The sequence below is a fragment of the Ruegeria sp. I3 genome, assembly GCF_056532525.1.
This window is the reverse complement of the sequence record NZ_JBQFNI010000013.1, coordinates 1-14,946: the sequence shown is the minus strand read 5'-3', so window position 1 is coordinate 14,946 and position 14,946 is coordinate 1. Positions and strand designations below refer to the sequence as shown.

Below are 14,946 nucleotides of genomic sequence, written 5' to 3'. Positions count from 1 at the left end.
GCGTCACAATGAACCTGCGCCGGGTCGGCTGCAACCGGTTCAGGCGCTGATTTTTTGTATTTCCGTGATGTTCCTGACCGGGTTGTCCGAGGCGAAACGGACAATTGTTGCCCCGTTTTGCATGGGGCTGACCGTGCAGTTCAAAGAGCCGCCGGATTTTAGGATCAGTTCAGCCGACCATTCGGCCCGGTTCTCGCGCGCGGTGACGAATTCGCGGATCTCGCCAAGGATCGGTGTGGCGGTGCAGTGCTCCTGCCATTGGCGTGTGATTTCCAGCACCGTTGCTGGTTCGAATCCTACTTCGCCGCTGTCGCCCCACAACACCTGATAGGCGTAATTTGTGATCGCCAGCGAACCGTCATCCGAAAACACCGCGATGGCATCAGCCAGCTTGTCCAGAATGGATTGCATAAGGTCCGTTTCAGCGCGGAACCGTCGGGTCAGTGTGATTTCGGCGGTGATATCTTCGAACAGGAAAGCCACGGCCCCATCGGGATGCGGGCGACCACTGACGGAATAGACCGATCCTGATGGCAGCGACCAGGTTTCCTGATAGTTCCCGTCCTGTGCCGCCTCCAGAAGGTCGTTCATCTGGCGCCGCCAACTGCGATAGTTCTTAGGCTCGGGCATCATATGCTGGTCGCGAAGCCGGTCAAAAAAGCTGGACAGGCTTGGGCGCAGGCTCAGGAAGTCGGGTGGCAGGGTGGTCAGATCGATCAGCGCTGGATTGAACAGGGCCAGTTGCCGGTTGCGGTCAAAGATCGCCAGACCAATGGAGAGCTGCGCGAAGGTCTTGGTCATGGTCTGCACAAACTTGCGCTGCGCTGTCTCGGCTTCGACAATCGCGTTGATATCGACCGCGTAACACAACTGATCCTGTTCGTGTGCGACCTGGGTCAGGTCAAACCAGAGCTTGGCATCGCTGTCCCTGACCGGAATCGAGACACGGGTTTTTCGACTCAGCTGCGCCTCGTCCCTGTGAGAAGGAAACAGAGGGTCCGTCAGATCGGCATCCGGTCCCGCGATCTTGCGAACCAACCGTACATAGGCCGCATTGCACCAGCCCACCTTATCACAGTGATCTATCAGCCAAACAGGGTAGGGCGCCTGCTCCATCGCCAAACGAATTGGATCGCGCTGGTCACGGCGTGGCGCAGGGATGGTCCCCGTCAGATCACGTAATTGAACCCGAATGATACCGTCGATCCATTCGCACAGAACCTCGCGCTCGACTGTGCAGTCGATGGCTGAAACGGCGATGTTGCCCCCGGACCGGACAATCTCGGGCGCTTCGGGGAAAGCGGGAAAATCACGTTGCAGCAAACGCCGCAGATCAGCCCAGTTGCTGACGGATTCGTAACCTGCCAGCGCAATATCGGAGTGGCTGATCAACCGGTCGCCATCGAACAGGAAGACAACATCGAACAGCGCTCCGGGCGCTGACAGCCCGAAATCTCTTGTTTTGGCCTGATGGCGTGGCAAGAGCCACAATATCGCAAAGCTGGCCGAAACCACACTGATTGCGGCCAGAACGATCCATTCGGCCATTGCTCCAACCCCCGGGTAAAACGTTTGAATCTATATGAACAACAATGGTTAACGGGGTCTTAACTCAGATCTGGAACGGTTGGTTGGCGCCCGAGGGAACCGGAGTGTCCCCGGTTTGCGCGTCGATCAGCTTGCGCGGCCAAACGACATTGACGATCGCCCCCCTGCGGTCCGGTTGGTCAGTCAGGGTCTGATAAGGGTCCGCGCCATTGGCGAAGCTCAGTTCGGCACCGCTGCGTTCCAGCAGGGTTTTGGCGATGAACAGACCTAGCCCCATGCCTTCGTATTCCGGCCGACTACTGCGATCGGCGCGGCGGCGGCGCATGAACGGGTCACCAATCCGACCTATGATGTGGGAGGGGTAGCCGCGCCCATCATCCATGATCGAAACGCTGATCCGATCAGAGGTCCATTCAGCTTCGACCCAGACCGTCGACTGGGCGAAATCCACTGCGTTCTGGATCAGGTTGCGCAGCCCGTGAATGATCTCGGGCTTGCGCAGGATCGAGGGCTGCTGCACATCGCCATCCGCAACTGGTCCTTCGTCGAAATGCACCACTTTACCACGATTGATATGTGGCTCTGCCGCTTCATGGATCACGGTGGACAGAGGCGCCTGACGCAGGTGCAAATCATCTTTCCCAGCTCGGCCCATATCGCGCAGGATGTCGCGGCAGCGGTCAGCCTGTTCGCGGATCAAGGCTGCGTCCTCCATCAGCTCAGGCCGGTCGTCCAGCTCTTCGATCAGTTCTGAACTGGCCAGCTTGATCGTTGCCAGCGGCGTACCCAACTCATGCGCGGCGGCGGCCACCACACCACCAAGATCAGTCAGCTTTTGCTCGCGCGCCAGCGCCATATGGGTGGCCGAGAGCGCTTCGGACATCGATTGAACTTCGGAACTGATGCGGTGCGAATAGGCGCCGATGAAAACGATGGCGATGATAATCGCCGCCCAGTTTCCGAACAGCAAAATATCGGGAATATCCAGCACCAACCCCAGATTGGTTCTCAGCGGGAGGTGGAATTGCGCCAGCAACGTGGTCAGGATCACCGCAACGCTGCCGATGATCAGGGTCGAGCGGGTGCTCATTACATTTGCAGAAATCGTCACCGGACCCAGCAACAGCAGCGCAAACGGGTTGTTTAGCCCCCCCGTCAGATACAACAGGATCGACAGCTGCAGCAGATCGAACAGCACCATCAGGAAGTTCTCGAATTCCGACAAGCGCTTGTTTTCGGGAAACAACAGAATGGCCGTGAGGTTACCCATCACCGAAATGCCGATGACGAAATAACACAATGCCAGCTCAAGCTGAACGTCGTAATATTTCTGTGCAACCGTGATGGCCGTAAACTGGCCGATAATGGCGACCCATCGCAGCAGGATCAGCGTGCGCAGCCTGATCCAGGTACTGCGCTCCTGCCCACGCCAAAGACTGGTGTTGGAATTCGTCATCTGTCGATTATGTCCTATTGCGTCGGTCCGACATGTTGATAGGTGTCCCGGCAGAATCGATCAACATCCCCTTTCGTATCAGGATACGCGCCATGGTTCGTCTTTATGCTATTCTCGCAACTGTTGTTCTTGCAATTGGTCTTGGCGCCATGTGGCTGCTGACGCGGGGCGGCGCGGACGACAAATACGCGCAGTGCCGCTCGTCTCAGATCGCGGGCGGGAGCGCGGCGATCGGCGGGCCGTTCGAACTGCTTAACGCCAAGGGTGAGACGGTAACCGACAAGGATGTGATCACCGAGCCCACGCTTGTCTACTTCGGTTATACCTTCTGCCCGGATGTTTGCCCCTTTGACATGTCGCGCAATGTCGACACGATCGATTTGCTGGCAGAGCGCGGTCAGTCGGTGACGCCGTTGTTCATCTCGATAGACCCGGATCGCGATACCCCCGAGGTCGTGGGCGATTTCGCGTTCAACCTGCATGAACGCGTGATTGGCCTGACCGGATCGCCCGAGCAGATCAAGGCGGCCAGCAAGGCGTACAAGACCTATTACAAGGCCCAAGACAAAAGCGATGAGTATTATTTGGTCGACCACTCGACCTTTACCTATCTGATGACGCCCGAGGACGGGTTTCTGGAATTTTTCAAACGCGATGAAACGGCCGAGCAGATGGCGGACAAGATTGGCTGCTTCCTTGATCAGGCCTGATCCTCAACAGTCGGTTTGACCTTTGGAATGGCGCTGCTATTACTCATGTTTAAGCCAAGAGGCATGAAATAGCGGAAAGACCCACATATGGCAGACAGTTCCCAGCTTGAAATCGGCCCCGACAAATCGCTGCTGCTGGTAGATGATGACGAGCCGTTTCTGAGACGTCTGGCCAAGGCCATGGAAAAACGCGGATTCGAGGTTGAAACCGCGGGTTCCGTCGCCGCAGGCCGCGCCATTTCCACAGCCCGCCCACCTGCCTATGCCGTGGTCGATCTGCGACTTGAAGATGGCAATGGGCTGGACGTGGTTGAAGTGCTGCGCGAAAAACGCCCCGACAGCCGGGTTGTGGTTCTGACCGGTTATGGCGCCATCGCCACCGCCGTTGCGGCGGTCAAAATTGGTGCAACCGACTATCTGTCCAAACCCGCCGACGCCACTGACATCACCAACGCTCTGTTGGCCAAGGGCGACGAACTGCCCCCGCCGCCGGAAAACCCCATGAGCGCCGACCGCGTCCGCTGGGAACATATCCAGCGCGTCTATGAGCTGTGCGACCGGAACGTCTCGGAAACCGCGCGCCGGTTGAACATGCACCGCCGGACGTTGCAGCGGATTCTGGCGAAGCGTAGCCCAAGGTAGACCCGTAAACTTAATAGTGTGTTTTCCCGGGCCGTTCCAAACGACTTTCAGGGCGCGAGTTGAGCCTGAGTTTGAAGCATCAGCGCGTAATTCTTAAGGCAGGCAGAGTGCGCGCACCCAACTTCAGGCAATAACAGCAACTCATCAACCTTTGCCTGCAGCTTGCCGCCCATCGCCAGCATTCGATCATCCACAACGCTGTTCTGGTTGTACTTGTTCCAATACCTTTCTCGAAACCGGCTGGACCGGTTGGGTGCATCTGTCGCTTTCGTGCCTTGCCCGCGCTGCCGCTTGAGCGCGAAACTGTCTCGCGTTTTCACCGGGTAGTGAATGACAGCAGCCCAATCGTGTGTAGACAGATGCTCGGGCGCGGCACCCAGCGCATGTCTTCGTCGCAATCCCGAACGATACATGTGTTCGTGCATCGGCAGGCCCGCAGCATTTACAAATTGCGATCCATCGTTTCGAAAGTCCGGTCGCAAATAGGGCCGGTGCAGGCCAAACCCCCGTATTTTATCAGACTTTCGAAAAAGCGTTTTGAAGTAGCGATGCAAATTATGATCTGTATCGGCACGCTTTAGGAACCGTTGCGTGACCAGCCCCGGTTCCCACTTGTCGTTGCCCCCATTTCCGAAGATCAACCAATTCACGGCGATGCCCTCGGCGAAACCGGAACAGCGTTCGACGAGACCTGCGACCTGATTTTCATCGTTTGCACAGAAAAGAAACTCATCGCTATCAAGCCACATCAGCCAATCGGCATCGTTAAGCGAAGGATGCGCATGGGCCGTTTCCGCCGCTGTATGCTGTGGTACTTGCCCGGGTTTCAGATCTTGCAGAACATGGGAAATAACCCCGTTTTTATCCAGCACATCAAGCAGCTCGGCGGTGCCGTCTGTCGAGTCATTGGTGTAAATCAGAATAGGATCAAACCCGACCAGCAGATGATACGCGATCCACTCAAGTATAAACGGCCCTTCATCCTTGGCGCAGGAGAACAGCCCGACCTTCATATCGGCTTGGCCTGAGTGGGTTTGATCATGATCGCGGTTCTTCCTTGCACGGCCTATCTTCTGAAGATGATATTACGTTGAGTTTGAAAGGCATTTTCATAGCCACGATCAGAAAGTGAGGCAAACAGGCGTTCGGCGCTATCACCAAGATTCACGGTTTCCAGCTGTAGATATTGGGGAAGCGCTGCATCTTCTGCGCTTTCAAGAAAAGGCATAAGAATGTTCGGCTCGTGCCCTTCAACATCAAGCTTGGCAAAATCGGCATCATGCAGATGTGTAAGCTCAAGCAGTGTTCGGGTCTGCACCTCAATCGTATCGTATTTTGACAGCTCCAGATACGCTGGGTCGTTTGCCAATCGCGCCTGACCAAGATTGGTGGCCGTGTCGCCCCGCTTTTCTATAATAAGCGTCGCTTCACCAGTTTCGCCCGCGATCGCGAAAGTGTTCAGCTCCACGTTGCCAAATCCGTTCAGAGAGCAATTATTGCTGAGGCGTTCGGCCAGAGTCGGATTAGGCTCAAACGCATGAATCCGGGAGTCCGGGCTAAGAATTGACGACAAGAAAAGTGAATACAGACCAAAATTTGCCCCGATATCCAAAACCTTGAGAGTCTTCCCCGCAAAACTGTCTTTCAGCCAATTCAGCTCAAGCTCTTCCGGAGACCGGCCCTTCTGCCAAAGAGAGAATTCGCTGAAATTGTCATAAGGGTGCAGGTGGATTCGAATGCCCCGGTAGGCGATCAACTGTGGCAGCAGTGACTTTCGGATCAGATTGCGCACCCGCCCTCGGCCTGTCAGATTGTACGCTTCACGTAAACACGCGTTGGCATATTCCATCTGCGCGTTCGTGACCGGTATCTGGCTGTCTGCGTCGCTCATCTGAACCTGCGTCCGATTATGGTCTTGTTTTAGCGGAAAATTAGCATAGGCCGAGCTGCTGATCTATTGGCGACCTAAATGCTGCCCAACAATTCCTGATGCCGCGCGGTATAGGCCTGCCGCACCTCAATCGGGGGACGCAGTTTGATCTGCAACCCCTCTAATATTGCCTTGTCCGGACGACCAAAGAACTTTGATGCTTCGGTATCAGAAAAACCCGCGATCTGCGTCGCCTCCATCCAGGCGCTGATCTTGTCCGCCTTCTTGATCTGGCGTTTCACTGTTTTTGGTACCACGGCGGGCAACCCGAAACGTATATGAATCGCAGCAGCCAGCCGGTCGTCTAAATCACCATAATCCGGGCCAACGGCGGATTTCACCGGAGAGATCATGTCACCAATCACATATTCGGGGGCATCGTGTAACAGTGCCGCCAATCGCCATTTCGTCGGTGCATTTGGTGCGATGCGGCCAAAAAGCTCTTCCACCAGCAAGGAATGTTCGGCCACGGAATAGGCAAAATCCCCGTTGGTCTGACCGTTCCACCGCGCCACAAAGGCCAGCCCGTGCGCGATATCTTCGATCTCGATATCCACGGGCGTCGGGTCCAGCAAATCCAGCCGCCGTCCCGACAGCATTCTTTGCCACGCTCTGGGTTGTGTTGCCATTTTACCATGCCTTGTGAACTGGGACACGTTCAATTCGCGTTCTTGTGGTATGATGTATCTGTCTGGATCACATGCTGCCAACAATTTCTTGAGCATTCGTGCTTTGAACCTGCGCGATACGATCCCGACATCAGGGACTGAGGGGGGTGCTGACTCCTCCCAGTTGCGCCCTCTCGAAACGAAACTCGTATCGAAAGGAGCTTGCTATGTTCAAGCGTTTGTTTGCAATAACCCTGACCTTCGGAATGGCCGCAACCGCGCCACCTGCCTTTGCCCAGAACTGCGCAGAGCGCGAGCACGTGATTACCAAACTGCAAGACAATTACTCCGAGGAATTAACCTTTGGCGGTCTTCAGAAATCACGTGGCGGGCAGACGGTCATGGAGGTTTGGACCTCGAAGGAAACGGGAAGTTATACCGTTTTGGTGACCCAGGCGAACGGCATGAGTTGTATTGTCGCCGTTGGCACTGATTTTTTTGAAGCGATCCCCAAAATCAAGGCAGAGGGTACGCCAAGCTGATATTTTGTCACCAGACTTCCTGTTTCCGGCCATCCACATTGCCTCCTGTCCCAAGGAATGCTAGGGGCAGCCCGGACCAAGATTTACCGGAGTGGAGAACCTGATGGCCGGGGACTATATCGTTAAGGACATTTCGCTGGCCGGGTTTGGCCGCAAGGAACTGGATATCGCTGAAACGGAAATGCCGGGGCTGATGTCCCTGCGCGCCGAATATGGCGAAAGCAAGCCGCTGAAAGGCGCGCGGATCGTCGGTTCGCTGCATATGACCATCCAAACCGCCGTTCTGATCGAAACGCTGGTGGCGCTGGGCGCTGATGTGCGCTGGGCGTCGTGCAACATCTTCTCAACGCAGGACCACGCGGCGGCGGCGATTGCCGAGGCTGGTATTCCCGTTTTCGCCATCAAGGGCCAGACGCTGGAAGAGCATTGGGATTACCTGGACAAATCCTTCCTGTTTGACGAAGGCCCGAACATGATCCTGGACGATGGCGGCGACGCGACGCTGTACATCCTGCTGGGCGCACGTGCCGAGGCAGGAGAGGACATTATCCCTGTTCCGGGTTCGGAAGAGGAAGAGGTGATCAAGAAGCAGATCGCCAAGCGTATGGCGGCTTCGCCGGGTTGGTTCACCAAGATGCGCGACCAGATTCAGGGCGTGTCCGAGGAAACCACCACCGGTGTGAACCGCCTGTATCAGCTGGTGAAAGATGGCCACCTGCCGTTCCCGGCGATCAACGTGAACGACTCGGTCACCAAGTCGAAGTTCGACAACAAATACGGCTGCAAGGAATCGCTGGTTGATGGCATCCGCCGCGCCACCGACACCATGATGGCCGGTAAGGTTGCGGTTGTGTGCGGCTATGGTGACGTGGGCAAAGGATCGGCGGCTTCGCTGCGTGGCGCAGGCGCCCGCGTGAAAGTGACCGAAGTCGATCCGATCTGCGCGCTGCAAGCGGCCATGGACGGGTTCGAAGTCACCCTGCTGGAAGACGAAGTCGCAAACGCGGATATCTTCATCACCACCACCGGCAACAAGGACGTGATCCGCATCGAGCACATGCGCGAGATGAAGGACATGGCCATCGTCGGTAACATCGGTCACTTCGACAACGAAATTCAGGTAGCCAGCCTGAAGAACCACAAGTGGACCAACATCAAAGAACAGGTGGACATGATCGAGATGCCCTCGGGCAACCGCATTATCCTGCTGTCCGAAGGCCGCCTGCTGAACCTCGGCAACGCCACCGGTCACCCCTCGTTCGTGATGTCGGCCTCGTTCACCAACCAAGTTCTGGCCCAGATCGAGCTGTTCACCAAGGGCGGTGAATACAAGAACGAAGTCTACATTTTGCCCAAGCATCTGGACGAAAAAGTTGCCCGTCTTCATCTGGACCGGATCGGCGTGAAGCTGACCCAGATGGACAGCGATCAGGCGGCCTATATCGGCGTGAAACCCGAAGGCCCCTATAAGCCGGAACACTACCGCTACTAAGCGCGAAAGACGCATGACCAAAGCTTCCAGACGCCGCCGAATCCTGCTTTCGGCGGCGTCTTTTCTTTTCGGCCTCTTAACGCTGTTGACCTTGTTGGGCGGCGGCGTTTGGTGGCTGCTTGCCCATCCCAATACGCCTGTACCCCCGCACTGGAACCCGCTGCGTGATCTGACCGTGACGGCCCCGGTCACCCCGGTCACCCCTTACCAGTTGAACCGCGCACTGGCGGATGACGCTTTATGCCGTGCAGCCTTGGCCGAGGCTGGAGCTCGGTTTGATCCGCTGGACGATCTGGTGGTGGACCAGAATTGCGGAATCGAGGGACGCGGCCGGTTGTCCGGTCTGGTGAACGCCCGCGTCACTGCAGTCGAGACCCGGTGTGCCACAACTTTGCGGCTTGTCATGTGGGAACACCATGTTGTGCAACCCGCTGCGCAGCAACTACTGGGGACTTCCGTCAGCAGATTGCGCCAGATCGGTAGCTATAACTGCCGGCGGATGCGCACCGCGCAAGGACAAGACAATGGTTGGAGCAGTCACGCCACTGCGGACGCGATCGACATCGTCGGAATGGATCTCTCGGACGGGCGCAGCTTGAACCTGCTGGCTGACTGGGACGCTGACGGGCCCGAGGCCGATTTTCTGCGCCAGATCTGGCGCGGAGCCTGTGACTGGTTCCGCGTGGTGCTTGGCCCTGATTACAACCGCTTACATGCCGATCACTTCCACCTGCAGGGGCCCGGCTGGGGCTACTGCCGATAGTACCTCAGCGTAGAGGTGGGATAAAATCGCCGCGGCCCTGTGGTGTGAAATCCAGCACATTCCACAAAGGCCAAGCTGCATCCACATGCCGGGGATGCCAGTCGCTGGGTTCAAAGAACAGCTCGGAACTCCAGAAGTGATGAATGCCATCAGGGAGCTGTTGAAAGACATTTAGAATAGGAAGCTGATCACCCCCGTCGGTCTCGGCCAGATAGTCGCTCTGGTAATTCGTCCCCAGTGCAGAATAGAGCGGCAGCGCACTCCAACCCATCTCATCCTTGAGCGCCGAGAGTTTTTCGGGCGTATTCTGCGCCACTACGGCAACCGAGGCGTTCTGTATGAGATGGTGGATCTGAGAGTTCAGCCCATCCAGAAACGCCGAACACATAGGGCAGGGGCGTTCCGCGTCGGGTCCGTACATCAGCGAATAGATAATCAGCGTATCCTTGTCGCCAAACAGCGACGACATAGGCGCACCCTCGCCTGCCAGATCTCGGAACGCATAATCGTTAGGGGTTTTGCCTCCGGTTGGAAGAGAACGGCGCAAGGCCGCGACCTCTTCAACCTTTGCTCTCAGGTCCCGCTCGGCGGATAGAAGTGCATTACGAGCTGACCGATATTCGGTGGTTTCATTCGGTAACGTTACGGGCATGGGGACCTCCGGGAATCATAATTAACAAAAATGTTAAATAATAAATCTGAAAAAATCAAATCACCGAGTCCCGCGAAGTTCAGCCTAGGGGGAAACCTTGTGATTTTTCCCTTTTGGGAATTCCGCCGACAAGGCTAGTCTCTCGTGCATCGGTAAAAAGTTCCGTGACAATGGATTAAGGAGATTGGGACATGGGCAAACGCGACGAATTGATCGCCAAATACGCTGAAGATCTAAAAGGCAAATGCGGGATGGACCCCGATATGGACCTGCTGACCAAGGTCACCATCGGTTGCGGTCCGGCGATCTATGACGCGGATGCGTCGACAGTAGCGGCCAGCCAGGAAGGCGAACTTGAGACGGTCAAGAACAACTTCCTCATCAAAAAGCTGGGCCTGTCGGATGGTCCCGAACTGATGGAAGGGATCAACAAGGCCATGGAGACCTATGGCATGTCCGAGCGTAACAAGTACCGCGCTGTCGTCTATTACATGCTGACCAAGCATTTCGGCAAAGAATCGGTCTATAGCTGATCCAGCCAAGAACCATTTCAGCACCCGTCGGTCTTACCGGCGGGTGTTTTGTATTTGATTGAAACTCTAAATACTTGGCGTTTGAAGCGCGGTTCTGAAATCGGCTAAGGTCAGGATATGACCAGGACGGTCAGAACCAACAGATTTCCGTATGCGTGTGGTGAGCTTGGGAGCACGCGGGGTAGGGAAGGTTCTGAAGTCGTCAGGGCCTTCCCTTTTCATTCAATCCGCCTCGGTCTGGCCCAGTCCGCAGATCACCTGCCATTCCGCGTCGCTGACCGGTTGTACGGATAGGCGCGAGTTCTTGACCAGAACCATTTCACCCAGACGTTCATCCGCCTTGATCTGGTCCAGTTTGACCGGAATTGTGAAAGACCGGACGGCTTTGATATCCACGCATTCCCAACGCTCATCATCGGTTGTGCTGTCGGGATGGGCCTCGGAGCAGACCTCGACAATGCCGACAATCGCCTTGTCCTTTTGCGAGTGGTAGAAAAACCCACGATCGCCAATCTGCATCTGACGCATGAAATTGCGGGCCTGGTAGTTGCGCACCCCATCCCATTCCTCGCCCGCGTCCCCCTTGCCGACCTGCTGATCCCAGCTCCAGGTCGAGGGTTCGGATTTGAACAGCCAATACGCCATCAGCCGATGACCTTTTTCCACGGGATCAATTCAACCGAGTCGAACAGGCCGGCCAGCGCGTAGGGGTCATTTGCGGCCCAGGCCTCAGCGGCGGCCAGATTCTCGACATCCAGAATGACCAGCGAACCGATCATCGCATCGCCGTCCAGTAACGGCCCGGCCTGCGCCACAACACCGGTTTCTTCAATGTAAGCCAGATGGGCGGTGCGGTTGTCCAGCCGGGTCTGTAGGGCACCAGCTTTATCCCGGGCGATCAGGGCGATGAGCATATTATTCCTCCTTGAGTGGGCGACCCAGCAGGGCCTGAATCGCGTCGGTGACACTGTAGGCACCGCTGCTGAGTTTCGCCACCGTTGCGCTGATGGGCATGTCTAACCCTTCGCTCGCTGCGATTCCGGACATGGCCTGCGCAGTGGCGACACCTTCGACGGTTGTCGTGGTGTCAAATGGCTTGTTTAGACCCAAACAAAGGCCAAAACGATAGTTTCGCGACAATTCGGATGAGCAGGTTAGAACCAGATCACCCAGCCCCGATAGCCCCATCAGCGTATCGGGCCGTGCCCCGCGCTGGGCGGCAAAGCGCTGCATCTCAGAAAATCCGCGTGTGATCAACGCAGCGCGGGCGCTATCGCCAAGCCCTGCACCAATGGCCGCGCCACAACCAATAGCCATCACATTCTTTAGCGCTCCACCTAGCTCTGCTCCGACGGTATCGGCGGTACGATAAAGACGCAGATTGGCAGTTGTCAGCTCTTGCTGAAGTGCTTCACCCAGTTCGGCATCATCACAAGCCAGCGTCAACGCCGTAGGCAAACCGCGCGCGATATCATCGGCAAAGCTGGGGCCAGTCAGCAAGGCCGGAAGTGCGTCCGGAACGGTTTGACGGATGACTGCAACGGGACCCAGCCCCGTGGACAGTTCGATCCCCTTGCAGCAAGCCACTAAAACCTTGCCACCCAGTTCGCCGGTATATTGCGTCAACGCATCGCGCAGCTTTTGCATTGGGACGGCCAGTAACAACACATCGGATTGCGCCGCTTGTTCAAATTCAGCTGTCACTGAAACACTGGCGGGCAGTGTAACGCCCGGCAATCGTCGCGGGTTCTCGCGCCCGTGCCGCAACTGCGCTGCTTGCTCGGCATCTCGTGACCAGAGAGTTACAGGCCCATTGCCCGCCAAAGATATCGCCAGAGCGGTTCCAAATGCGCCAGAACCAAGGACGGCCACGCTCATGCCTTGGCCCCTTTTTTGCCGCTACCCAGCATTGCAGGGCTGGTTTGATCCAAGGGCCAGCGGGGCCGCGCCGTCAGGTCCAACCCATCTCGTGCACCGGTGCGGAATCGTTCCATACCCGCATAGGCGATCATTGCGGCATTATCAGTGCACAAAGCCAGCGGAGGGGCAGTAAATCGGGCGCCCATTTCCGCAGAAACAGTCTCTAATCCTGAGCGAATAGCGGAATTTGCTGCGACACCTCCGGCAACGGCAATAACCGGTTCTGACGGTGATGTCTCAAGATACTGGGCAATCGCGCGGCGGGTTTTCTCAGCCAAGGTATCAACAATAGCCTGCTGAAAACCGGCACACAGATCAGCGCGATCTTGTCGGGTCAGCCCCCCTTTTTCGGCTACGACCTTATCCCGCATCCGCATCAGCGCGGTCTTGAGTCCCGAAAAAGACAGGTCACATCCGGGGCGATCCAGAAGGGGCCGGGGAAAGCGGAAACGTTTGGCATCACCCGCGCGCGCCTCAGCCTCGACCGAGGGGCCACCGGGCTGGGGTAAGCCCAGCAGACGGGCGGTCTTGTCGAAGGCTTCACCGGGGGCATCGTCGATCGTCCCCCCAAGGCGGGTAAACTGTTCCGGTCCATGAGCGATCAGATATTGGCAGTGACCACCCGAGACCAGCAGCATCAGGTAGGGAAAGGCAATCTCGTCGGTCAGTCTTGGTGTCAGCGCGTGCCCGGCCAAATGGTTCACCCCGATTAGCGGCAACCCGGTTGCTGCACTTAGGCCCTTTGCGCACATCACGCCGGATATTACGCCGCCAATTAAGCCGGGACCTGCGGTGACAGCGATAGCGTCCAGATCATCTAAGCCAATTTCGGCCTGTGTTAGAGCCTGTTTGATGCAAATATCCAGCTTTTCCGCATGCGCACGCGCTGCGATCTCAGGCACAACGCCACCATAGGCGCTGTGCAACTCAGTCTGGCCATGCACCACGGATGACAGGATCTCGGCCCCTTTGCCTGTGCCCTGCCGCACAACGGCGGCTGCGGTATCGTCGCAGCTGCTTTCCAGTCCAAGGACGGTAAGTGTTTGCACCATAGGCCTGATCCGTTGCATCATGATTGCCAAGCGGGGTATCACCCCGCGCGGATGCAAACAATCCCAAGGCCGAAGGCGCCGACCGTTGTATTTGTTGATGACCCGCCCTCGCGCCGCCTCGGACAGGTTCGTTGCGCAACTGCCGGACCACATTCGGTCGCATGTCGCGGTTATCCATTCACCCTTGTTAAAGATCGAACCGCTGGGTGTCATGGTTGAGTCCGATGATTCTGCTGGACTGATCTTTTCCTCGGCAAATGGCGTGAATGCCGCCGCCCTATTGAATGTGGAACGCAGCCTGCCCGCCTATTGCGTTGGTCCGGTGACCACGCAGGCAGCGCAGGCAGCAGGGTGGGAAGCGCAGATGCTGGGTGCGACGGCCGAAGGGCTGGTGGCCAATCTGCTGAAACTCAAGCCAAACAGCCCGCTGCTACATCTGCGCGGAGAACACAGCCGTGGCAACGTGGCCGCGCGTTTGACTGAATCCGGGCTGACCACCCGCGAACAGCCGATTTATCGGCAACAGCTTTTGCCGCTGAGTGATGACGCTTCCCACGCCGCCAAAGGTGATCAGCCCATCATCGCCCCGCTATTTTCACCCCGCACAGCGCGACAATTTGCCGATGTCTGGGCCGGATCCGCGCCTCTGTGGCTGGCCGCGATCAGCGAAGCCACAGCGGAACCCCTTAAAACACTGAGTTTCGAGCGGCTGAAGATCGCGGATGAACCGACCCCGGACAAAATGCAGAAAGCCGTGAAAAAACTCGTGAAACACGTGATGCGGGTTGAGAGCGCGCCGGGTGCAGATTAACTTGGGTTAGTCTGTTGTTCATGTGTTTTGGGAATCGATGAGGGGATTAACGCGGTGGCTGATAAGAAGAAACCCGATCAGGAACCGGTCGAAGACCCCAGCGTCGAAGAGGTGGTAGAAGCCGCCGAGACCGAAAGTGATGCAGTCTCGGATGAGAAATCCGTTGACGCGGATAACGCTGCGGACGAATTGACTTCCGAAGCCGAAGCCGAAGCCGAAGCCGAAGCCGAAGCCGAAGCCGAAGCCGAAGCCGAAGCCGAAGCCGAAGCCGAAGCCGAAGCCGAAGC

At 57.0% G+C, this 14,946-nt stretch carries 17 protein-coding genes and 1 pseudogene; 8 read left to right on the top strand and 10 right to left on the bottom strand.

Translation table 11 applies throughout. The features are described 5' to 3' along the window. Positions 1-39 precede the first annotated feature (39 nt). Together ACR0L9_RS19775 and regB are read right to left on the bottom strand one after the other, a co-directional pair. Complete coding sequence (locus ACR0L9_RS19775; protein WP_480896500.1) at positions 40-1,548, bottom strand: PAS-domain containing protein; 1,509 nt, start codon at positions 1,546-1,548, stop codon at positions 40-42. Positions 1,549-1,612: 64 nt separating this feature from the next. Beyond that, entirely contained in the window at positions 1,613-3,004 is a 1,392-nt protein-coding gene (regB, locus tag ACR0L9_RS19770) for a sensor histidine kinase RegB (RefSeq protein WP_170397866.1), read from the bottom strand. 92 nt (positions 3,005-3,096) lie between these two features. Here regB and ACR0L9_RS19765 point away from each other — a divergent pair, with 92 nt between their 5' ends. Both ACR0L9_RS19765 and ACR0L9_RS19760 read left to right on the top strand, forming a co-directional pair. After that, positions 3,097-3,714, top strand: a complete 618-nt coding sequence (locus ACR0L9_RS19765; protein WP_170397869.1) for an SCO family protein — start codon at positions 3,097-3,099, stop codon at positions 3,712-3,714. A gap of 87 nt (positions 3,715-3,801) precedes the next feature. After that, a complete protein-coding gene (locus tag ACR0L9_RS19760; RefSeq protein ID WP_039542641.1) occupies positions 3,802-4,356 on the top strand; it encodes an ActR/PrrA/RegA family redox response regulator transcription factor in 555 nt (184 codons plus the stop codon). Between the two features lie 47 nt (positions 4,357-4,403). Here the strand turns inward: ACR0L9_RS19760 and ACR0L9_RS19755 are convergent, their stop codons facing one another. The 3 genes from ACR0L9_RS19755 to ACR0L9_RS19745 form a co-directional block, all read right to left on the bottom strand. Then, complete coding sequence (locus ACR0L9_RS19755; RefSeq protein ID WP_480896499.1) at positions 4,404-5,369, bottom strand: glycosyltransferase family 2 protein; 966 nt, start codon at positions 5,367-5,369, stop codon at positions 4,404-4,406. 53 nt (positions 5,370-5,422) lie between these two features. Continuing rightward, complete coding sequence (locus tag ACR0L9_RS19750) at positions 5,423-6,247, bottom strand: FkbM family methyltransferase (RefSeq protein ID WP_170613069.1); 825 nt, start codon at positions 6,245-6,247, stop codon at positions 5,423-5,425. 74 nt (positions 6,248-6,321) lie between these two features. Beyond that, a complete protein-coding gene (locus ACR0L9_RS19745; protein ID WP_170397878.1) occupies positions 6,322-6,915 on the bottom strand; it encodes an HD domain-containing protein in 594 nt (197 codons plus the stop codon). A 206-nt stretch (positions 6,916-7,121) separates the two neighbouring features. Here ACR0L9_RS19745 and ACR0L9_RS19740 point away from each other — a divergent pair, with 206 nt between their 5' ends. The 3 genes from ACR0L9_RS19740 to ACR0L9_RS19730 all read left to right on the top strand — a co-directional run bounded on the left by ACR0L9_RS19740 (position 7,122) and on the right by ACR0L9_RS19730 (position 9,691). Next, complete coding sequence (locus ACR0L9_RS19740) at positions 7,122-7,436, top strand: hypothetical protein (RefSeq protein ID WP_170397881.1); 315 nt, start codon at positions 7,122-7,124, stop codon at positions 7,434-7,436. Between the two features lie 103 nt (positions 7,437-7,539). Continuing rightward, positions 7,540-8,928: an adenosylhomocysteinase gene (gene ahcY / locus ACR0L9_RS19735; RefSeq protein WP_170566592.1), complete on the top strand. Its 1,389-nt coding sequence runs from the start codon at positions 7,540-7,542 to the stop codon at positions 8,926-8,928. Between the two features lie 13 nt (positions 8,929-8,941). Further along, complete coding sequence (locus ACR0L9_RS19730; RefSeq protein ID WP_170425378.1) at positions 8,942-9,691, top strand: extensin family protein; 750 nt, start codon at positions 8,942-8,944, stop codon at positions 9,689-9,691. 4 nt (positions 9,692-9,695) lie between these two features. Here the strand turns inward: ACR0L9_RS19730 and ACR0L9_RS19725 are convergent, their stop codons facing one another. Beyond that, positions 9,696-10,343, bottom strand: coding sequence for a DUF899 family protein (locus ACR0L9_RS19725; RefSeq protein ID WP_480896497.1), 648 nt, complete (start codon positions 10,341-10,343; stop codon positions 9,696-9,698). Between the two features lie 191 nt (positions 10,344-10,534). Between ACR0L9_RS19725 and ACR0L9_RS19720 the strand changes: the two genes are divergently transcribed. Further along, positions 10,535-10,876: a DUF2853 family protein gene (locus tag ACR0L9_RS19720; protein WP_170397892.1), complete on the top strand. Its 342-nt coding sequence runs from the start codon at positions 10,535-10,537 to the stop codon at positions 10,874-10,876. 222 nt (positions 10,877-11,098) lie between these two features. Here ACR0L9_RS19720 and ACR0L9_RS19715 read toward each other — a convergent pair whose 3' ends face one another. From ACR0L9_RS19715 to tsaD, 4 genes are read right to left on the bottom strand one after another with little or no spacing between them, the layout of a single operon-like run. Further along, a complete protein-coding gene (locus ACR0L9_RS19715) occupies positions 11,099-11,521 on the bottom strand; it encodes an EVE domain-containing protein (RefSeq protein WP_170636610.1) in 423 nt (140 codons plus the stop codon). Beyond that, positions 11,521-11,790: a YciI family protein gene (locus ACR0L9_RS19710; RefSeq protein ID WP_170407946.1), complete on the bottom strand. Its 270-nt coding sequence runs from the start codon at positions 11,788-11,790 to the stop codon at positions 11,521-11,523. The genes ACR0L9_RS19715 and ACR0L9_RS19710 overlap by 1 nt, the downstream gene beginning before the upstream one ends. 1 nt (position 11,791) lies before the next feature. Next, on the bottom strand, positions 11,792-12,754 hold the full coding sequence (locus ACR0L9_RS19705; RefSeq protein WP_480896496.1) for an NAD(P)H-dependent glycerol-3-phosphate dehydrogenase: 963 nt from the start codon (positions 12,752-12,754) through the stop codon (positions 11,792-11,794). Continuing rightward, positions 12,751-13,848: a tRNA (adenosine(37)-N6)-threonylcarbamoyltransferase complex transferase subunit TsaD gene (tsaD, locus tag ACR0L9_RS19700; protein WP_170737098.1), complete on the bottom strand. Its 1,098-nt coding sequence runs from the start codon at positions 13,846-13,848 to the stop codon at positions 12,751-12,753. Before tsaD ends, ACR0L9_RS19705 begins: the two co-directional genes overlap by 4 nt. 97 nt (positions 13,849-13,945) lie before the next feature. On the opposite strand from tsaD, the gene ACR0L9_RS19695 reads away from it, so the two are divergent. Then, positions 13,946-14,659 carry a uroporphyrinogen-III synthase gene (locus ACR0L9_RS19695; protein WP_480572461.1) on the top strand — a complete coding sequence of 238 codons (714 nt, stop codon included), beginning with the start codon at positions 13,946-13,948 and terminating at the stop codon, positions 14,657-14,659. Between the two features lie 54 nt (positions 14,660-14,713). Beyond that, a pseudogene (locus tag ACR0L9_RS19690) lies at positions 14,714-14,946 on the top strand (hypothetical protein); the annotation flags it as partial.